The organism is Pseudooceanicola endophyticus (assembly GCF_018760365.1).
In the GTDB taxonomy this organism is placed as follows: Bacteria; Pseudomonadota; Alphaproteobacteria; order Rhodobacterales; family Rhodobacteraceae; genus Pseudooceanicola; species Pseudooceanicola endophyticus.
Map to the genome: position 1 here is coordinate 81,106 of NZ_JAHIAB010000003.1, position 19,386 is coordinate 100,491.

Below are 19,386 nucleotides of genomic sequence, written 5' to 3' on the forward strand. Positions count from 1 at the left end.
CGCGTGGCAGACCTTCGTTCAGAGGACGACCTCCCCGCAACGGGCAGATGGCCGGGACGACCCGGCAGCAGCAGGAGGTTGCCATGCGCTCCCCTTTAGACCGTCTGCGTCATACCCTGTGTTTCGAGGTTCTGGCGCTGCTGATCATGATCCCGCTCGGGGCCGCGCTGTTCGGCCAGCCGCTGGGCGATATCGGCGTGGTGGGCGCGGTCAGTGCCACCGTCGCGGCGATCTGGAATTACGTCTACAACCTGATGTTCGACCACGCGATGCTGCGGCTGAGCGGTGGCACCCGCAAGGGGCCGGTGGTGCGGGTCGGCCATGCGGTGGGGCTCGAGATCACGCTGCTGCTGATGCTGCTGCCCTTCATGAGCTGGTACCTGGGCGTGCCGCTGTGGCAGGCGCTGATCATGGACCTGTCCTTCGCGGCCTTCTACACGGTCTACGCCCTGGGCTTCAACTGGGGCTACGACCGGCTGTTCCCGCTGCCCGAATGGCGCGATCCGCCCGCTGCCGGGCCGGAGGGGGACCGGGCCTGACCGCCCCCTGATCGCCCGGGGGTCAGGCCGCCATCTCGGTGGCCAGCGCCGCCTGCACATCGGTGACGAAGCGGCCCGACATGCCCTCGTAGGCGGTGTTGGTCAGCGCCACCGCCACCAGCCCCGATGCCGGGTGCATCACCCAGTTGTGGCCGTAGACCCCGCCCCATTGCAGCGCGCCCGCCGGCAGCGCCGTTTCGGCCCGGGCGGGATCGCGGACCAGCGCCCCGGCCATGCCCCAGTCCCAGCCGGGCCCGGAACTTTCGAGGCCGTCCAGCTGCCCCTGCAGCATCCGGGCGCCCGCCTGCGGGCCCAGCAGGGGTGCACCGCCCTGGCAGATCACTTCGAGGAAACGCAGCACCTCGGCGGCGGTGCCCGCCATGCCGGCCCCGCCCGAGGGGTAGGAGCCCGCGTCATGGATCCGCCCTGGCGCGAAGGTGACGCCGGTGTCGGGGGCATCGAGCGGCAGCATCTGGCCCTCTGCGATCTCCGCCGGGGCACCGGGGCCGTTGCCGTAGGGCGTGACCAGCCGCGCCGGATCGCGCAGCGCGAAGCCGGTATCGCGCAGCCCCAGCGGGGCGGCGACCAGGCGCTCCAGCTCCTTCGCCAGATCCGCGCCGGTGGCGGCCTCGACCACCGCGCCCAGCACGTCGAGGCCCAGCGAATACTGCCAGCGCGTGCCCGGTTCGAACCCAAGTGGCACCCGGGCCAGGCGGCTGAGGTTCTCGGCCAGCGCCAGCCCGGGCTGGTCCAGCCCGTCCGACACCCGGTGGTGGTGATAGGGGCTGTGCGGTGGCTCCTGGAACCCGTAGCTCAGCCCCGAAGTGTGGCTGAGCAGCTGGTTCAGGGTGATCGCGGGGGCGGTGCCGTCGGCCAGCCGGGGCCGGAAGTCCGGCAGCCAGCGGCTGAGCGGGGCGTCGAGGTCCAGCACCCCGTCCTGCGCCAGCCGCAGCACCGTCGCGGCGACGAAGGGCTTGCTGACCGAGGCCAGCCGAAAGATCGCATCCGCCCGCATCGGCCGCCCCGAGGCACGATCCGCGACCCCCGCGGCCCGGCTGTAAAGCGGCGTGCCCTGCCGCGACACCATCACCACGGCGCCGACCAGCCGCTGCTGGTCCAGAGCGCTGTCCAGCGCGGCATCAAGGCGGGCGTCAAGGGAAGAAGAGGGCATCATCGTCAGATCTCCGGCAGGGGCGGCACGCAGTTAAGCCCGCAGGCCCGGCAGGGACAAGGGGAAGGCCGGGAAGGGGCACGAACGACCGTTATGTGCAAAAATTCCATGCACTGAGCGAATAATTTCAATTTTCATGCAAAAATGCGGAACCCGAAGGGGTCCTGGCGGTTGACCTCTGTCCACAGACGGCGTTTGTGGGCCCCCCCGAGGCTACGTAAAGAAGAAGATGAACCAGACAGTTCCGCCTGCAACGACCCTTCCCTGCACACCCGTTTCTGCCACGCCCTCCTCCAGACCGCGCCATCTGCGCAATGCGATCCCGCCCGCCGCCCGCCATGTCCGGGGCTGGCGCTACTTCGCGGGGCTTTTCGGAGGCGAACATATCGCAGCCACGGAATTCGTGATCGGCGTCACCTTCGTGACCATGGGGGTCGGTACCCGCGAACTGCTTCTGGGCCTGCTGATCGGCAACATGCTGGCGGTCGCCAGCTGGATGCTGGTCACCACCCCCATCGCGGTCGAGACCCGCCGCTCGCTGTTCAGCTACCTTGAACAGATCACCGGCCCGTGGTTCAGCAAGCTCTACAACAGCGCCATCCTGCTGTTCTACGGCGCGCTGGCCGCCGCGATGATCACCGTTTCCGCCTATGCGGTGCGCTTTGCCTTCGGGCTGCCGGTTCAGCTGCATGCCTATCCGACCTCGGTGGCCTTCGTCGTCATCACCCTGGCGCTGAGCGCGGTGGTGATCGTCGTCGCCGCCCGGGGCTTCGAGGCGATGGCGAATTTCGCGACCATCTGCGCGCCCTGGATGCTGGCCTGCTTCATCTGCGGCGGCGCCGTGGCACTGCCGCTGCTGGCGCTTCAGGCCAATGGCCACACCGGTCTGGGCGGGCTGTCGGGCTTCCTCGATACCGCCGATGCGACGATCTGGAAGGGCACCACGCCCGAGGGCAAGCCCGGCATCTCGGTCTGGGAGGTCGCGGCCTTCGCCTGGGCCAACGGGGCCATGGTGCACCTGGGCCTGATCGACATGGCAACCTTCCGCTTCGCGCATCGCAAGTGGTACGGGGCCTTTTCGGGGATCGGGATGTTCCTGGGGCATTACGTCGGCTGGCTGTCGGCGGGCCTGATGGGCGCAGGCGCCGCGGTGGTCGTCGGCAGCTCGCTGCTGGTGCTCGATTCCGCCGATGTGGCCTTTGCCACCCTGGGCTACGTCGGCGTGCTGGCGGTGATCTGTGCCGGCTGGACCACGGCGAATGCCTGCCTTTACCGCGCGGGTCTCGCGGCCAGCGCCCTGATGCCCTCGATGCCGCGGGGCCGGGCGACGGCGATCATCGGCGTGCTGATCGCCGTAGCCGCCTGCTTCCCCTTCGTGGCGCAATCGGTGATGCCGCTGACGGTCTACGGCGCGATCCTGCTGTGCCCGGTCGGCGCCATCGTCATCGCCGAGCATTACCTGCTGCCGCGCCTGGGCCTGACCCGCTACTGGTCGCGCTACCTTGGCCAGTCGATGAACTATGCGGCGCTGCTGGTCTGGGGCGTGGCACTGGCCTTCGCGGCGACCATGGTGGTGACCGGCTGGATGAGCTTCTACTACATCTTCCTGCCGGAATACCTGATCGCCCTGGCGCTCTATCCGCTGGTCGCGGCCCGCATGGGCGCGCGCGACACCTGGCCCAAGGACGAGGCGCGCCAGGCCGAGCGCGAGGCCGTGCTGCAGCGGTTCGAGGAAAAGCGCCTGGCCGAGCATGAGGAGGACCAGGAGGAGGACCCCTCGAACGAGCATACCGCGCGGCTGGCGAAATGGCTGCTGTTCGGGGCCGGGGCGGTGCTGGCGATCATGATCGCCATGGCGGTGCGGCTGGCACTTTATGCCGGTGATCCGGCGCTGCTGGGCACCATGCGGCAGGATTATTTCCTGACGGCCGTGGCGCTGACCTTCACCTATTTCCTGATGGCGCTGGCCGCGATGCGGGCCACCGACGCGCCCGAGGGCTGACCCCTCGGCCCCGGCAGCGCCGGGACCGAGAGACGCAGGGCGTGATCCCGGGGCAGACCCGGATCACGCCCTGTCACGTTTCAGGGATGGCCGCCGCCGCCGCCACCGCCCGGGCCGCCGGCAAAGCCGCCACCCATGCCGCCGCCGAAGCCGCCACCGCCGCCACCGAAGCCGCCGCCGCAGGGACCCAGGCCGAAGGGCCCGCAACCGCAGGCGCTGAGGCTCAGCACGGCCACCAGGCCAAGCGCGCCCAGCAGGACGCGTTTACTCGAAAACATTGCACTTTCTCCTTTGTGCTTTCGCGAAAGCCCGGGTTGAACGCAGAGGCGGGTCGTTTCCGTCGCGCTGACGTCGCGGCTGCCGCGACCGGGGGCCGTCAGAGACGGTTTGAACCCGGTGGCGAACACGCTACCGTTGGCGCGAGGCGGGCGCCAGATGCCCCGGAGCCCGTTAGACCGCATGACCCAGCATCCAGATCCCCGAACCGCATCCTCCCGTCCCGTGCCCGATGCCGGACCGCCCGGACGGGCCCGGATCGTGATGGGCAGCTGCCTGGGGCTGATCGTGGCGCTGAACCTGCTGCACGGGCTGGGGCTGAACGGCCCGGTGGTCTGGGCGGCGAACCTGCTGACCATCGCGGTTCTGGCAATGCTGGCGCCGCAGGTGCGCGGCTCGCGCCATGTTTTCATGGCGATCTCGGTGCTGATCACGGGCGTGGCCTGGCTGCTGCTGGACGATCCCGGCCCGGCGCTGGCCGCAGGGCTGGCGCAGGGCAGCTTCATCGTCGCCTTCTTCTGTGCCCTGGCCAGCCTGCAGCACGTTGCGGGGCGTTCACCGGCGATCGCGCGGGCGGCGGCCTTCCTGGCCAGCCAGCCACCGGGGCGGCGCTACCTGGCCCTGGGCTTTGGCGCCCAGGTCTTTGCCCTGATGCTGAATTACGGTGCGTTGTCTCTGCTGGGCACCATGGCGCGCCGCTCGGCCGAGCGGGAGGCAGATCCGGCGGTGCGCGCGCTGCGCACGCGGCGGATGCTGCAGGGCGCGCAATGCGGCTTCAGCGCCTCGCTCTGCTGGTCGCCACTGGCCTTCGCCACGGTCATCACCTCGGCGCTGGTGCCGGGTGCAGAGCTGGGCAACGTGGTGCTGCACGGGCTGGGCTCGGCGCTGATCCTGGTGATCATCGGCTGGCTGGTGGACCGGCGGCTGAAATATTCCCTGCCCAGCGGCACCGTCATCGCGCCCCCCGACCAGAGCAGCGCGCGCGACGTGCGATCGCTCTGGCCGCTGCTGTGGCTGCTGCTGGGGGTGGCGGTACCGGCGGGCCTGATGGATGTCTTCGCGGGCGTGCCGCCGTCGCGTTCGGTGCTGGGGCTGGTGCCGCTGATCGCCGCGATCTGGGTGCTGGTCGAGGCCCCCCGGGGCCGGCGCATCCGCGAACTGGGCGCGCGCGGCCATCACTACCTGTTCCGCGACCTGCCGAACTTCAAGGGAGAGCTGACGCTGCTCAGCACGGCGGGCTTCATAGGCAGCGTTGCCGGGGCGCTGCTGGCGCAGTGGATCGCCACCGCCGGCTTCGACCTGAGCGCCGTGCCCGCGCGCCTGCTGCTGGTGCTGCCGCTGCTGCTGGTGCCGCTGGCCGGCCAGCTGGGGCTGAACCCGATCCTGTTCGTGTCGATGTTCGCGCAGCTTCTGCCGGCCCCTGCCGCACTTGGCATCACGCCGATCTCGATGGTGCTGGCGCTGACCGGGGGCTGGGCGCTGACGGCGCCGACCTCGCCCTTCACGGCTTCGGTGATGATCATCTCGCGCCTTGGCGGGGTTTCCCCGCGCGAGGTCGCGCTGCGCTGGAACGGGGTCTTCGTGGCGCTGGCCGCCCTTGGCCTGGCGATCTGGGTGCAGATCCTGGCCTGAGGGGGAACGGGGCGATCCGGCAGGACCGCCCCGAAGCTGTTCTTCAAAACCGGATCAGAAGGTCCGCGACAGCGTCAGGCGGAAGTCGCGACCGGATTCCGGGTAGGACGCGGAGCTGGTCGTGTACTGGGTCACGTAGTACTTGTCGAAGACGTTATCGATGCCGAAATCGACGCGCATCCCGCCCATCGGACGGCCCTCGGGGACGGTGTAGCTGACGGCGATGTCGTTCACGCCCCAGCCGGCCTGATGCAGGTCGTTGAGGTCCTGCGCCACGCCGCCGCGCAGGGTCCAGCTGACATCCAGCCCGTTGGCGAAGGTCTTGCCCAGCGTCAGGCGGCCCTGATCGGTCAGAGCATAGGGATAATCGCTGTCCCCCGAAGAGGTCCGCTGACGGTATTTGTTCGAGAAGCTCGTGACCATCGAGGCGCGGGTGTAGAAGCCGCTGGCCAGACGGTAGCCCAGCTGCGCCTCAAGCCCGGAACTGCTTTGCAGCTCGTAGGCGGTGCTCGGGTAGCTGTTGGCGTCCCAGACGTCGATCTTGTAGACCCCGATCGAGGCCTCCAGCCCGTCGCCCGAGGTGATCACGCTGTCGCCATGGTAGCGCAGCCCGGTCTCCCAGGTGCGGCTGTGCGAGGTGTCCTCGCCCCAGTATTTGCCGTTGCTCCAGGTGTTGCCGGCATATTCCGGCAGCGTCAGCCCTTCGCCATAGGTGAAGGAGGCATAGCCGGTGAAGCCGTGGCCCAGACCCTTTTCAAGCCCCAGACCGGCGGTGCGGGCGGTCGAATCCATGTCGTCGAGGTCGGCGCCGGTGCTGCTGTGCAGGTTGGTAAGCTGCTGATGCTCGATCCGGGCACCGGCAGAGAGGCTCCAGTCCTGGCCAAAGTCCATCTGGTCCATGGCAAAGAGCGCGGTGCGGTCGTATTCGCCATCCCCGGCGACGCCGCTCATCACGCCATCATGGTCCTGATGCGCGAAGGAGACGCCGGCGCGCAGCGTGTGATCCACCGACCCGGTGCTGAAGCGCGCGGTGTTGGTGGCGGCCAGCGTGTCGGTGTCGACGTCGTAATCCCCCGCGAACATCGAGGAGATCATCGAGAGACCCTCGATATGGTATTGCTGACGGGATCGCGCATAGCTGACCTCAAGATCCACCAGCGGGTTCGAGGCGGGCTTGTAGGTATAGCTCAGCTTGGCGACATTGCCGGTGCGGTCGCGGTTCACGTTGCCGAAGATCGACAGCATGGAGGCGGTCGCATAGGGCACGTTCTGCTGCACGCTTTCGGAGCGGTCGTAGCTGAAGGTCAGCGCCTGATCGCGGTTCTCGCCAAAGCGGTAGCGCGCCTTCAGCAGCAGCGAGGGCACGTTGTAGCCGCCCAGGTCGATCTCGTCGCCATGGCCGTCCTCGCGGTTCTCGGAATAGCTGCGCGAGTAGTTGGCAAGGAAGTCGAAGTTCTCGTTCGCCTGCCAGGCCAGGGTGGAAGAGGTTTTCCAGCCGTTGCCGTTGGAATTGGCGCCCAGCACCTGGCGGAACTTGAAGCCGGGGGTGTCGCCGGTCAGATCGGCGGCGTTGATCGTCTCCATCGCCACGGTGCCGCCCAGAATGCCCGAGCCGTATTCCAGCGAGGCCAGCGGCCCTTTCAGCACCGAAACCTGCTTCAGCAGCAGCGGATCGACGACCTGGCCCGCGTTGTCGCGGTAGTAGTTGCCGCCGGCGGTCGACACCCCGTCCAGCGCGGTCACGACGTTCTGGGAATCCGGCATCGCCGAGTTGCCGCCATAGCCGCGAATGCTGATCGAGGAATGCAGCAGGTCGCTGGAGCGGGTGGTGGTGACGCCGGGCACGTCCTCGACCGCCTCGGCGACGGAGGTGGCCTGCTTCTTCTGCATCGCCTCCTGGGTGATGGTGGCGGTGCCCGAGGTGCCGGCGGGGCCGGTATCGGTGTCATCGGCCACGGTGATGGCATCAAGGGAGGTGGTCTCCTGCGCCTGGGCGAGGGGGATCACACCGGCGGACAGCAGAAGGCCAAGGGCCGTTGTCACGGCCAGCCGGTGACGGACATGCGTCATGTAGGGTCTCCAGTAGAGCGGTTCTTGGGGTCTGGGCTGGCTTTTGCTGGCGGTCGGGGGCCTCAGGTGGCTGCGGACTGCGGCAGCAGCCAGGGCCGGGCACCCGGGGGGGCCGTGTTGGTGCGCAGCGCGCAGCCGTAACAGGCCGAAAGATCGTGGTCGGTCAGCACCTCTTCGGGGCGACCGGCGGCGCGTAGGCGACCGGCCTGCAACAGCACCACCCGGTCGGCATACATCGAGGTCAGGTTGAGGTCATGCATCACCGCCACCACGCCGCCGCCCGCACGGGCATAGTCATGGGCCAGCTGCATGATGCTGAGCTGATGGCCGATGTCGAGCGCCGAGACCGGCTCGTCCAGCAGCAGCCAGCGGGGAGCGCCCTCCAGCACCGGCTCCCAGATCTGGACCAGCACGCGGGCCAGCTGGGCGCGCTGACGTTCGCCCCCTGAAAGCTGCTGAACCATGCGGCCCTCGTGGCCGGCAAGGCCGACGCGGGCGATGGCGGCGCGCACCAGCGTGGTCGGATCGCCGGGATGGGCGCGGGCCAGTCCCGCGCTCAGACCCAGGCGGACCAGCTCCAGCAGGGTGAAGGGAAAGGCGACCTCGGCCGATTGCGGCAGCACGGCGCGCAGCTGGGCCTGACGGGCGGGCGCCAGATCGCGCAGGTCCAGCCCGTTCAGCCGGATCTCTCCGTCATAGGCGCGCGCGCCCGAAAGCGCCGACAGCAGCGACGTCTTGCCCGAACCGTTCGGGCCGACGATGGCCGTCACCTCTCCGGGACGGGCGGTGAAATCCACGTCGTGCAGCACGCGGCGCTGGCCGTAGCGCAGGTTCAGGGATTTGGCACTCAGCATTGCATCAGCCCTCCAGCAGGGCGCGGTTGCGCATCAGGATCCACAGGAAGAACGGCCCGCCCAGGGTCGCGGTGACGATGCCGATGGGCAGTTCCGCCGGCGCGACCAGGGTGCGCGACAGCATGTCGGCCAGCAGCAGCAGGATCGCCCCCAGCAGCGCCGCATTGGGCAGCAGGCCCCGGTGTTCCGGCCCCTGCACCAGCCGCAGCAGATGCGGCACGACGATGCCGACAAAGCCGATGCCCCCGGTGATCGCGACCGAGGCCCCGACCGAGGCCGCGACGCTCAGGATCGCGATGCGTTTCATCTTCTGGATGTCGACGCCCATGTGCAGCGCCACCGCCTCTCCCAGCGACAGCGCATCGAGGGCGCGGGCCAGGAAGGGGGCGGCCAGCAGGCCCGCCGCGATCAGCGGCCCGGCGACCAGCAGCTTGGCCCAGGTCGCCCCGGCGACCGAGCCCATGCTCCAGAACGTCAGGTCGCGCAGCTGGTTGTCGGTGGCGCGGTACAGGATCAGCCCGGTCAGCGCCCCGGTCAGCGCCGCCAGCGCGATCCCCGCCAGCAGCATCGTCGCGACCGAGGTCCGCCCGCCGCGCGTGGCGATCATATACAGCACCAGCGTTGCCGCCCAGCCGCCCAGGAAGGCCGCCAGCGGCACCAGCGCGCCCTCGGTCATTGCCAGAAGCGGCGCCGGAAGCAGCCCGCCCAGCACGATGGCCGCCACCGCGCCCAGCCCCGATCCGGCGGAAACGCCGACCAGCCCGGGATCGGCCAGCGGGTTGCGGAACAGCCCCTGCATCACCGCCCCCGAGACCGCCAGCGCCGCGCCCACCAGCGCGCCGGTCAGCACCCGAGGCATCCGGATGTCCCAGACGATGGTCATCTCGGCGAGCGAGGCCTGCGCCAGCCCGAAGCGCGCCAGCAGGGCGCCGATCACGTCGGTCTGCCCGGCGGCACCCCAGCCCAGGCCCGCCAGCATCACCAGCACAAGGCCCAGCACCAGCAGGGCGCGCAGCGTCGCGGCCCGGGCGCGCCGGTCGCCGGAGGTCATAGGTTCCGAGGGGCTGAGGATCGCCATGGCTCAGGAGGCTCCGGCCAGCAGGGCGGCGTGCAGGGTGCGGGCGAATGCGGCGGTGCGCGGGCCGAAGCCAAGGGCGGCGGGATCGACGCGCACCAGCGCGCCCCGGTCACCGGCGGGGGTGCGGGCGACCGCCGGCAGCGACAGGATGTCGGCGTCAGAGCTGTCCATCTGCCGCGCGCCGGTCGATGTCATCATCAGGATCACCTCCGGGGCGGCGGCGATCAGCGCCTCGTCCGAGAGGATCCGGTAGCCGTCGAAGGAGCCGGCCATGACATTCGTCGCGCCCGCAAGCGTCAGGATGCCGTCGGCGCCGGTATGGCCACCCGCGACGGTCAGCCGCCCGGCCTGATCCGAGAGCACGAAAAGCACGCGCGGATGCGGGCCCTTCGCCACTTCGGCGGCAAGGGTTTCGAAGGCCGCGGCCTCCTGGCGGGCGAGCGCCTCGGCCTTGTCGGGCAGGTCGACGGCGGCGCCGATGGTGCGGATCTCGGCCAGCACGCTCTCGGCGGTGTAGCCGTCATGGACCTCGATCAGGGGCAGGGCGGTGGCGCGCAGCTGGTCCAGCACCTCGGGCGGGCCGGCGCTGTCGCGGGTGATCACCATGTCGGGGCCGACCGACAGCACCCCTTCGGCGGAAAGCTGGCGCATGTAGCCGACATCGGGCAGCGCCAGCGCCGCTTCGGGAAAGCGCGAGGTGCTGTCGCGCGCGATCACCCGGTCTCCGGCGCCCAGGGCGAACAGCGTCTCGGTCACCGCGCCGCCGATGGCGACGATCCGGTCGGCGGCGGGGGCCGCCACCGGCAGGATGGCCAGCAGCAGCGCGCTCAGAAGCGGTTTCATTCGGCGGCCTCGCGCAGCGAGGGGATGGCATCGAGGATGGCGTGCCAGCCGTCCAGCGTCTCGTCGGTCTCGGTGCGCTGGCCGAAGCACTGGAAGATCAGCTCTCCGCGCGCATCGAAGGCCTCGATCGAGGTGGCGGGACCGCGCTTGGTGGGTTTCTCGACCACGTAGACCTCGGCGATATGGTCGTTGCGCAGGTGGATGTTCACCTCCGGGTCCAGCACGTTCAGCCAGGGGCCCATGGGTTTCAGCGTGTCGAAAGTGCCCCAGTGGATCTGGATATGGCCGCGGTTGCCGACGAAGAAGCCGACCCGCTGATGCGCGGCGGAAACGGCCTCAAGCCAGTCGGCAACGGCGCTGACGGCGACGCGGCGGGCGAAGGGCGCCCCGGCCATGCGGTAGGCGCCAAGGCGGTTCATCCCGAGGCGCGTGCAGATCCGGTTGAACTGGTGCGTGTCGGTCATCTTGCGCCATTCGGCCACCAGCGCCTCGCGCTTGCCGGGGGCGGGGCGGGCGCCTTCGGGGGCGGGGGGCGCGTGCGGGTCGATCTCGGGCGACTGGTCGTCCAGGCGCAGCTCCGCGATCAGCGGCGCCCAGGCCTCGGTGTTGGACTCCTCGCGCAGGTAGATCTTCTGGAGCGCCTCGCCGTAGCGGTCGAAGACCTGAAGCGAGCGGCGCAGGCCCTTCGCGGTCTCTTCCTCGACGGCGAAACCGTAGGTCCAGTATTTCGGGAACAGGCGGGTGTCGATCTCCTTGCCCAGCACGAAGGCGGCATGGGCGCCGGAATGGTAGTCGCCGAAGGTGCCGACGCGTTCGAGCACGCAGGAGTCGTTGCGGGTCAGCGACATGATGCGCCCCAGACGCGCCATGTTGGGCATCAGCACATCGGGATCGGCGGCGATGCGGGTGACGCTGAAGGGGGCCGGGGCGCCGGTATGGGCGGCGACCAGCGCGGCTTCGGAGACGTTCAGGGAAGCGGCCAGGTCGCGCGCGCGCAGCGTGCTGTCGCGACGGGCGGCGCGGAGGGTTTCGGCGGGGGGGCAGGCGCGCATGGCGGACCTTTCGCAGGACAAGGGGGCCGGACCCGCGGGCGGGCCGGACATGGGGCAGGATGCGGAAGCAGCCTTCGGGGACGGGGACAGGCAGAACGCGTCTGCGCAACGCCACGAGGGGCGGCGGTGGCGGGGCCTGCGGTCCGGTGTCGGTGAAATGGGAAAGGGGCTAGCTGCCGATCCGGCGCTTGCTGATCTCTGCCTATTATTCCTGACAAATATTGTCAATATTTTCGCGTGGGGTTTTTGACCGTCGGGACTTGCGTTGCGTCAGCTTTGGGCAGGGCGCGACCGTGCCGCGGGGGCGCGGCGGCCCGAACGGCATTCCATGCGGTGGCGGATGTCTTCAGGCCGCGGCCAGGGGCCCGGGCGCATGTGGATCAGGCGGTCCGCCGCCGGCGCGGCCCCGGGATGAGCAACTTGCCGCTTCCGGCCCGTCAGGATGATTGACCGTATCCGTACCATCTTCCACACTTGATCCGAGGCCGGTGTGTTTCCCTCAATCCGCCGTGAGACGCGCTCCCCGTTTCCATGGTCACCGGCCTCGCCTTTTGACCCGACGCCCGGGTCTTTGTCCGAGGCGACAGTTGCGTAGCGTCACCCTGGGCGCTATGCACCGCATCAATTTCAGCGCGCATCCATTTGGACTGACTCGGCTTCGGGCGCCTGGACATCTTTGGGAGAGGATGTGGCGCCCGGGGCCGTTTTCAGAACAGCCCCTTCATAAGGCTGTTGAGCCACAGGATCCCCGCGTCGCTGCGGAAATTCGAATGGTAGTGGGTGCGCACGTCGATGGGGGGAAAGATCTCGGGCATCTCCATGGTGCGGAACTCCCGGCTTTCGACCAGACGGGTGGCGACCGAGGCGGGGTAGATCGCCGCCAGGTCGGTGGAGCGCACGATCTCGGGGATGACCGAGAAGTGTTCGATCTGCGCGCGGATGGTGCGGAAGATGCCGTGCTGTTCCAGCACCGCGCGCACGGTCTGGTAGCCGGTCGCATTCACCGCCACCTCGACGAAATCCAGTGTCAGAAGGCTGTGCGGCGTCAGGTGGGTTTCGCTGCAGGGATGGCCGTCGCGTACGATGCAGACAAAGCGGTCGTCCAGCAGCAACATGCTTTCGAACTCGGGCGGCGAGAGGTCGGGCAGGAAGCCGAAGGCCATGTCCACCTGGCCCGAGCGCAGCTTGGCCTCGATCTCTTCGGCCTCAAGCTGGACGGAGCGGATGCGCACCCCCGGTGCATGGGTCAGCAAGGGCGCCAGCAGCCGCGGCAGCACGTAGCTTTCCGAGATGTCCGACATCGCCACCGTGAACACGCGCGCGGATTTCTGCGGATCGAAACTGCCGTGCACCGTCATGGTCTCGCGCAGCGTGTCGTGGCAGGACTTGAACGGAATGTAGAGCCGGCGGGCGGCGGGGGTCGGCTCCATCCCCTTGCCGATGCGGGTGAACAGCGGGTCGTCGAACTGTTCGCGCAGCCGTTTCAGCGCATGGCTGACCGCCGGCTGGGTCAGGTTCAGCCGGTCGGCGGCGGCGGTGACAGAGCGCTGATCCCAGAGCGCCAGGAAGACGCGGACCAGGTTCAGATCGAAGGTGTTGAAATTCATCTGGCTCATGCCTGAAATTAGGACAATTCATCCAGGTTATCAAGCTGCACGCCCTATGGTGCCGGGACCCAGAATGGACGGCGTCATGACTCATCTTTCCTTCGACCCTGCCACCCTCGACGACCGCGACGTCTACAAGCTGCTGAGCGGGGCGATCCTGCCGCGTCCCATCGCGGTGATCACCAGCCGCTCGCCCGAGGGGGTCGACAATGCCGCCGCCTTCAGCTTTTTCGGCGTGCTGAGCCATGCGCCCGCCACCGTCGCCGTCGGGATCGAGCCGCGCCCCGATGGCAGCCGCAAGGACACCGCCCGCAACATCCTGGAAACCGGGGTGTTCACCCTGCACATTCCCGATGTCGCCATGGCCCGCGCCGTGCAGGAGATCGCCGCGCCGCTGCCGCCCGAGGCCGACGAGATCGCCCTGGCCGGGCTGGAGACGGCACCGGGCACCCATGTTGCCTGTCCGCGCCTGCTGGCCGCCCCGGTGGCACTGGAATGCCGCTTCCGCCAGCGGCTGGAGCTGGGACCGGCCCGCGACATCCTTGTGGGCGAGGTGCTGGGCATCTTCATCCGCGAGGGCGCGGTGAACGACCGCCTGCATGTCGATGCCGGCGCGCTGGATGCGCTCGGGCGGCTGGGCGGCGCCAGCTACGTGACCACCCGCGACCGGTTCGAACTCTAGGCCCGGTCGATGCCGGGGCAGGGCAGAGACCACTGCCCCGACATTTTCGGCGCGGGTGGAAAGGTTGCGGTTGATTTGGATATGATCTTTTCCTAATAATGCGACCATGACCCAGATGACCCAGCCCAGGATGACCCAGACCGCCTTGCCCGAGCCCCGCAGTGCCGGCCCCGGCCGCCCGCGGGAATTCGACCTTGCCCAGGTGCTGGACCGGGCGGTTCTTGTGTTCCGCGAAAAGGGCTACAACGCCGCTTCGATCGGTGATCTCTGCGCCGCGACGAAACTGTCCTCGGGCAGTCTCTACAAGGCCTTCAAGGGCAAGCAGGGGATCTTCCTTGCCGCTCTGGCGCGTTATGTGAGCGGTCGCGATGCGGTGCTTGCGGCACGCCTCTCGGAGGCGCCCAGCGGACGGGCGGAACTGCGCGCCTTCATCTCGGTCTATGTCGAGGCCAGCCAGGGCGCGGAGGGGCGCACGGGCTGCATGGTCGTCGCCGCCCTGGCCGAGATCACCACGTTCGATCCGGCCCTGTCCGAGCCGGTGCGCCAGGCCTATGGCCGGCTTGAGGCGCGCATTCTGGGGATCTTCGCGCGCGGGCAGGCCGATGGCACGCTGCGCGTCTGCGGCGATCCGGTGACCCGGGCGCGGCTGCTGCTCTATACGCTGCAGGGGATGCGGCTGGCCGGCAAGGTCGGCTGCGCCGAGGCCGGCACCGCGCATCTGGTGGACGAGGTCCTGCAGCTTTTCGACTGACCCCGCGTTTCCCTTGCGGCCCGCAGCCCCCGCCTCCCTTGCTGACCTCATTTCGGAAATGATCATTTCCTAAAGCTCAGGATCCTTCATGACAGAACGCACGCATTCCCCGCAGGCCCTGGCGCAAGTCGCGGCCCGGAAACCGGCCCAAATTCCGGCCCAGGATCCGGTTCAGGTTCAGCTACGGTCGCCGGGGCTGGCCGTCTCTCTTCTTCTGGCGCTGGCCTGTGGGGTGCTGGCCGCCGATATCTACTATGCCCAGCCGCTGGTGGGGCTGATCGCGGCCAGCCTCGGCCTTCCCGCGCCGCTCGCCGGGCTGGTGGTGACGCTGACCCAGCTGGGCTACGGGCTGGGGCTGATCCTGGTGGTGCCGCTGGCCGACATCTTCGAGACCCGACGCCTGGTCCTGACACTGGTGGGGCTGAGCATCCTGGCCCTGGTCGCGACCGCCCTGGCGCCGACTGCGGGGGCCTTCCTGGCGGCGGCCTTCTGCACCGGTCTGGGCGCCGTCGCGGTGCAGGTCCTGGTGCCCTATGCCGCGCATCTGGCGGATGAGGCAAGCCGGGGCCGGGCGGTCGGCAATGTGATGGCCGGGCTGATGCTGGGCATCATGCTGGCCCGCCCTCTGTCCAGTTTCCTGGCCGGCCTGGCGGGCTGGCAGGGGGTCTTCCTGCTGGCGGCGGCGGCGCTGGTGCCGCTGGGACTGGTTCTGCGGCTGAAATTGCCGGAACGCCGCCCCGCAGGCCGGATGGGCTATGGCGCGCTGATGCGCTCGATCCTCAGCATCGCCGCGACGACGCCGGTCCTGCAGCGCAGGGCGCTGTACCAGGCGGCAATGTTCGGGGTCTTCAGCCTGTTCTGGACGGTGACGCCGCTGTTGCTGGCCAGCCCCGCCATCGGGCTGGGGCAGGGCGGCATCGCGATCTTCGCGCTGGTCGGGGCGGCCAGCGTCCTGGCCTCTCCGATCGCCGGTCGGATCGCCGACCGCGGCTGGGGGCGCCCGGCGACCCGGCTGGCGCTGCTGGGCGGCATGGCAAGCTTTGCCCTGTGCCTCGTGCTGCCTGAGGCGCCCCGCCCGGCCATCGCCCTGCTGATCGTGGCGGCGCTGCTGCTGGATTTTGCGGTGACCACCAATCTGGTGCTGGGCCAGCGAGAGATCTTCCTGCTGGAGGCCGCCATCCGCGCCCGGCTCAATGGCATCTACATGGCGACCTTCTTCCTGGGCGGGGCCCTGGGATCGGCGCTTGGCGTCTGGGCCTATGCCGCGGGCGGGTGGCACATGGCGGCCCTGCTGGGGCTGGCGGCGCCGACGCTGGCCTTCCTCTTTGCGCTGAGCGAGCGGCGCTAGGGACGGGCGCTCCGAAACGGCGAAGGCCGGCGCGGGGCGCCGGCCTTTTGCGCAACTTCAGCCGCGGATCAGGGCCGCGACGGCGCAGACCAGCGCATCCGCGCCCCTGGCACCGACCAGTTGCAGCGACACCGGGGCTCCGTTCAGCGGCGCAAGCGGCATCGCCAGCGCCGGGTGGCCGCTGAGGTTGAAGGCGCGCACGTTGCGGGTCACCGCGACGGCGGTGGGATCGCGGCGCGCCAGTTCCAGAGTCGGCGGTGCATCGGCCAGCGTCGGCAGGGCGATCACCTCGGCCTGTCCCAGCAAGGCGTCGATCTGGGCGGTGATGCGGGCACGCACGGCTTCGGCCCGGGCGATTTCGTCCGCGTCGACATCCGCGCCGGCGGCGATGCGCGCGGCGACGGCCGGATGCACCTTGCCGGTCTCCAGAAGCGGCCCGGAGGCGGCCCAGTTCTCGGCATTGATCAGGCTGACGCCGGCTTCGAAGGCTTCGGCGGCAGCCGGAAGCTCGGCCTCATGCACGGCGATCTCCGGGGTCCGCAGCGCGGCGCGCACGGCGGCGTCGATGGCGGGGGTGGCCTGTCCGGACAGGTAGGCGACGCGGGCGGTCTTGATCCGGCGGGCCACGAAGCCCGGATCCATCGCCGCCATCGCCCATTCCAGGTCTTCCAGGGTCGCCGCGAAGGGGCCGACGCAATCGAGGCTGCTTTCGGCGGGCATCACGCCCTTGCGGCTGAGCCGCCCGTAGCTGGGCTTCAGCCCCCAGACGCCGCAGCAGGCCGCCGGGATGCGGACCGATCCGCCGGTGTCGGTGCCGATGGCGATGCGGGCGCTGCCCTCGGCCACCGCCGCCGCACTGCCCGAGGAGGACCCTCCGGGGATCAGCTCGGGGAACTGCGCATTGACCGCGGTGCCCGCGTGATCGTTGATCCCCGAGACGCCAAAGGCCAGCTCGTGCAGAGTGGTCTTGCCGAGGACATGGCCCCCTGCGGCCAGCAGGCGCTCCACCACCTCGGCATGGGCCGGGGCGGGGGGGGCGTCCTCCAGCGCCGGGCAGCCGGCGCGGGTGGGGAAGCCTGCAATGTCGATCGAATCCTTCACCGCGATGGCAGGCCCGGCGGGATCGCCCAGCGACAGGCGCGTGACATAGGTGGTCATCGCGCGCCCTCCACCAGTTCGCTCCCGGCTTCGGCCAGCAGGGTGGCCTCGGCCAGGAATTCGGCCTCGGGCAGGCCGGCGGCCAGCACCTCGCCGTCGCGGTCCAGGCCGAAGCGCAGCATGGGTCGGCCGAACGGGTCCACCCATTGCTGGATCACGGTCACGTCCACGTCCTGGAAACGGTAGACCTGCCACATTTCGGTTTTATGGGTCATGACTGCGCTCCGCCCGGTTCAGGGTTTCATCAGCACCGAGGCGGACGGGTAGTCCGAGGCCCAGGTGGCCGGCAGCGGGGCGACAAAGACGTTCTCGGTGCGGTTGCGGGTGTAGCGCCAGACGCCATCGTCGCATTTCTTGAACGCGTTGAAGAGCCGCGAGGAGCGCAGCAGCGCCTTGCCGTCGGAGAACAGCCAGGGCTGCATGTGGACCCACTGGCCGGTGGCGGTCAGCCCGTCCTCGGAGACATGGATCTGTTCGGAGGTCACGTAGTGGCAGTTCAGGATCAGCGCCGGATCCTGCTTCTGGCCCCAGAAGCCCTCGAAGTGGCGGCGCACGGCGGCCTTGCCCTCGGCGCGCCCGAACTGGCCGTCGTAATATTCGCCGACGCCTTCCCAGACGGCTTCCTCGGCGAACAGCTCCATGATCAGGTCGATGCGCTCGGCATCGTCCTTGACGCCATATTCGGGCAGCGGCGTGTCGCAGAGGAACATGTAGCGCATCTGGACGTTGCGGACCTCGTTGGCGGCTTCGAGGTTCTCGATGCGGCGGGTCAGCGCCTGGAGGGTGTCTTGCATGTCGGTCATGGGTCTTCCGTGGAAATCAGAGAGAGGGATTTTGCGCGGGCGCCGGGGCGCCCAGGCGGTGGAAGTTGCGGTCGAAATAGACCAGGCTCTGGCTGTCGTCGCGCAGCTCAAGTGCCTCGACCCGGCCGAGGATCACGCTGTGGGTGCCGACCTCCTCGATGCCGCTGATGCGGCAGTCGCAGCGCACCATGGCATCCTTCAGAGCGGGTGCGCCGGTCGCCAGCGTCGCCCAGTCCTGGCCTTCGAAGCGCTCTTCGGGCGACAGGCCCGGGCGGCCGAACCGCATCGCCAGCTCGGCATGGTCATGGCCCAGCACGTTGACGCAGAAGACGCCGTTGGCGATCAGCAGGTCATGCGCCGACGAGCCGCGGTTGACGCAGACCAGCAGGGTCGGCGGCGTGTCGGTGACAGAGCAGACCGCCGAGGCGGTGATGCCGTGGCGCCCGGCCGCGCCGTCGGTGGTGATGATGTTCACGGCCGCGCCAAGGCGCGACATGGCCTGCCGGAAGGCCGTCTGATCGGGATGGGTCATGACGTTACAGGTCCAGGACAAGTTTTTGGGATTTCGCACGCGAGCAGCAGAGCATGATCTGGTCGCCCTCGGCCTTTTCCGCGTCGGTCAGGAAACTGTCGCGGTGATCGGCCTCGCCCTCAAGCAGGTCGCACAGGCAGGTGCCGCAGATGCCCTGCTCGCAGGAGACTTCGACCGCGATGCCGATGCCTGTCAGGGCCTGCACGATGGTCTGGTCGGGGCCCACGGTCACGGTCTGGCCCGATTGCGCAAGCTCCACCTCGAAGCTGTCGCCGCCGGTCTCGACCTCGACCGAGAAGTATTCCTTGTGCAGCTGCGCCTCCGGATAGCCGCGATCAGCCGCCGAGCGCAGCACGAAGTCCATAAAGCCCGCGGGGCCGCAGGTATAGACATGGGCGCCGGTGGCGGGATCGGGCAGGTCGGTGGCGGGATCGAAGGGACGGGTCGCGTCCTCTCCGCTGTCGAAATGCAGCGTCACGTTTGCGGCCCAGGGGGCGGTCGCCATTTCCGCAAGGAAAGCGGCGCTGTCCTTTTCGCGGGCGCAGTAGTGCAGCGCGAAGGGGCGGCCCTGGGTGTGCAGCGCATGGGCCATCGCGATCATCGGGGTGATGCCGATGCCGCCGCCCATCAGGACGGAAAAGGCGGCATCCTCGGCCAGCGGAAAGAGGTTGCGGGGTTCCCCGATGCGGATCGTCGCGCCTTCGGCAAAGCCGGCGTGGATGGCGGCGGACCCCCCGCGCGAGGCGGGGTCCTTCAGCACGCCGATGCGGTAGAGCGCGCCTTCGGCGGGATCGCCGCAGAGGGAATACTGGCGCACCAGGCCCTGGCCGATCTCGACGTCGATATGGGCGCCGGGGGTGAAGGGGGGCAGCGGCGCGCCGTCAGCCGAGACGAGGTCCAGCACGACGATGTCGCGGGCCTGGGACTGGCGCCGGGTGATGGTGGCTTCGATCATTGTGGCGTCCTTGTCTTTTAACGGGTCGGAACG

19 protein-coding genes are annotated in these 19,386 nt (G+C 69.2%); 6 read left to right on the forward strand and 13 right to left on the reverse strand.

The window, feature by feature from the left end:
- Positions 1–83: 83 nt before the first annotated feature.
- A complete protein-coding gene (locus KM176_RS06715; protein ID WP_160892685.1) occupies positions 84–539 on the forward strand; it encodes a PACE efflux transporter in 456 nt (151 codons plus the stop codon).
- 22 nt (positions 540–561) lie between these two features.
- On the opposite strand, the gene KM176_RS06720 is transcribed toward KM176_RS06715, so the two are convergent.
- A complete protein-coding gene (locus tag KM176_RS06720) occupies positions 562–1,713 on the reverse strand; it encodes a serine hydrolase domain-containing protein (protein WP_202397745.1) in 1,152 nt (383 codons plus the stop codon).
- A 226-nt stretch (positions 1,714–1,939) separates the two neighbouring features.
- Between KM176_RS06720 and KM176_RS06725 the strand changes: the two genes are divergently transcribed.
- The gene (locus KM176_RS06725) at positions 1,940–3,712 is read left to right on the forward strand and encodes a hypothetical protein (protein ID WP_160892686.1); all 1,773 of its coding nucleotides are present in this window, start codon (positions 1,940–1,942) and stop codon (positions 3,710–3,712) included.
- Positions 3,713–3,792: 80 nt separating this feature from the next.
- Here KM176_RS06725 and KM176_RS06730 read toward each other — a convergent pair whose 3' ends face one another.
- Complete coding sequence (locus KM176_RS06730; protein ID WP_202397746.1) at positions 3,793–3,990, reverse strand: hypothetical protein; 198 nt, start codon at positions 3,988–3,990, stop codon at positions 3,793–3,795.
- A 181-nt stretch (positions 3,991–4,171) separates the two neighbouring features.
- Between KM176_RS06730 and KM176_RS06735 the strand changes: the two genes are divergently transcribed.
- Entirely contained in the window at positions 4,172–5,620 is a 1,449-nt protein-coding gene (locus tag KM176_RS06735) for a hypothetical protein (RefSeq protein WP_160892688.1), read from the forward strand.
- Positions 5,621–5,674: 54 nt separating this feature from the next.
- Here KM176_RS06735 and KM176_RS06740 read toward each other — a convergent pair whose 3' ends face one another.
- The 6 genes from KM176_RS06740 to KM176_RS06765 form a co-directional block, all read right to left on the reverse strand.
- A complete protein-coding gene (locus tag KM176_RS06740; RefSeq protein ID WP_160892690.1) occupies positions 5,675–7,690 on the reverse strand; it encodes a TonB-dependent receptor in 2,016 nt (671 codons plus the stop codon).
- A 62-nt stretch (positions 7,691–7,752) separates the two neighbouring features.
- Complete coding sequence (locus tag KM176_RS06745) at positions 7,753–8,544, reverse strand: heme ABC transporter ATP-binding protein (RefSeq protein WP_160892692.1); 792 nt, start codon at positions 8,542–8,544, stop codon at positions 7,753–7,755.
- Between the two features lie 4 nt (positions 8,545–8,548).
- Entirely contained in the window at positions 8,549–9,622 is a 1,074-nt protein-coding gene (locus KM176_RS06750; RefSeq protein ID WP_160892694.1) for a FecCD family ABC transporter permease, read from the reverse strand.
- A 3-nt stretch (positions 9,623–9,625) separates the two neighbouring features.
- A complete protein-coding gene (locus KM176_RS06755) occupies positions 9,626–10,465 on the reverse strand; it encodes a heme/hemin ABC transporter substrate-binding protein (protein WP_160892696.1) in 840 nt (279 codons plus the stop codon).
- A complete protein-coding gene (locus KM176_RS06760; protein ID WP_160892698.1) occupies positions 10,462–11,517 on the reverse strand; it encodes a hemin-degrading factor in 1,056 nt (351 codons plus the stop codon). The genes KM176_RS06755 and KM176_RS06760 overlap by 4 nt, the downstream gene beginning before the upstream one ends.
- A gap of 707 nt (positions 11,518–12,224) precedes the next feature.
- Positions 12,225–13,133, reverse strand: a complete 909-nt coding sequence (locus KM176_RS06765; protein ID WP_160892700.1) for a LysR family transcriptional regulator — start codon at positions 13,131–13,133, stop codon at positions 12,225–12,227.
- A 76-nt stretch (positions 13,134–13,209) separates the two neighbouring features.
- Here KM176_RS06765 and KM176_RS06770 point away from each other — a divergent pair, with 76 nt between their 5' ends.
- From KM176_RS06770 to KM176_RS06780, 3 genes are all read left to right on the forward strand, one after another.
- Positions 13,210–13,806, forward strand: a complete 597-nt coding sequence (locus KM176_RS06770) for a flavin reductase family protein (protein ID WP_202397747.1) — start codon at positions 13,210–13,212, stop codon at positions 13,804–13,806.
- Positions 13,807–13,912: 106 nt separating this feature from the next.
- Complete coding sequence (locus KM176_RS06775) at positions 13,913–14,557, forward strand: TetR/AcrR family transcriptional regulator (RefSeq protein ID WP_160892704.1); 645 nt, start codon at positions 13,913–13,915, stop codon at positions 14,555–14,557.
- An 88-nt stretch (positions 14,558–14,645) separates the two neighbouring features.
- Positions 14,646–15,905 carry an MFS transporter gene (locus KM176_RS06780; RefSeq protein WP_160892706.1) on the forward strand — a complete coding sequence of 420 codons (1,260 nt, stop codon included), beginning with the start codon at positions 14,646–14,648 and terminating at the stop codon, positions 15,903–15,905.
- Positions 15,906–15,962: 57 nt separating this feature from the next.
- Here KM176_RS06780 and KM176_RS06785 read toward each other — a convergent pair whose 3' ends face one another.
- From KM176_RS06785 to KM176_RS06805, 5 genes are read right to left on the reverse strand one after another with little or no spacing between them, the layout of a single operon-like run.
- Positions 15,963–17,063, reverse strand: a complete 1,101-nt coding sequence (locus KM176_RS06785) for an amidase (RefSeq protein ID WP_160892708.1) — start codon at positions 17,061–17,063, stop codon at positions 15,963–15,965.
- Positions 17,060–17,278 carry a hypothetical protein gene (locus KM176_RS06790; RefSeq protein WP_160892711.1) on the reverse strand — a complete coding sequence of 73 codons (219 nt, stop codon included), beginning with the start codon at positions 17,276–17,278 and terminating at the stop codon, positions 17,060–17,062. Before KM176_RS06790 ends, KM176_RS06785 begins: the two co-directional genes overlap by 4 nt.
- Positions 17,279–17,296: 18 nt before the next feature.
- The gene (locus KM176_RS06795) at positions 17,297–17,866 is read right to left on the reverse strand and encodes a nuclear transport factor 2 family protein (protein ID WP_160892713.1); all 570 of its coding nucleotides are present in this window, start codon (positions 17,864–17,866) and stop codon (positions 17,297–17,299) included.
- Between the two features lie 16 nt (positions 17,867–17,882).
- A complete protein-coding gene (locus tag KM176_RS06800) occupies positions 17,883–18,398 on the reverse strand; it encodes a flavin reductase (RefSeq protein WP_160892715.1) in 516 nt (171 codons plus the stop codon).
- Positions 18,399–18,402: 4 nt separating this feature from the next.
- Positions 18,403–19,353 carry a PDR/VanB family oxidoreductase gene (locus KM176_RS06805; RefSeq protein WP_160892717.1) on the reverse strand — a complete coding sequence of 317 codons (951 nt, stop codon included), beginning with the start codon at positions 19,351–19,353 and terminating at the stop codon, positions 18,403–18,405.
- Between the last annotated feature and the right edge of the window lie 33 nt (positions 19,354–19,386).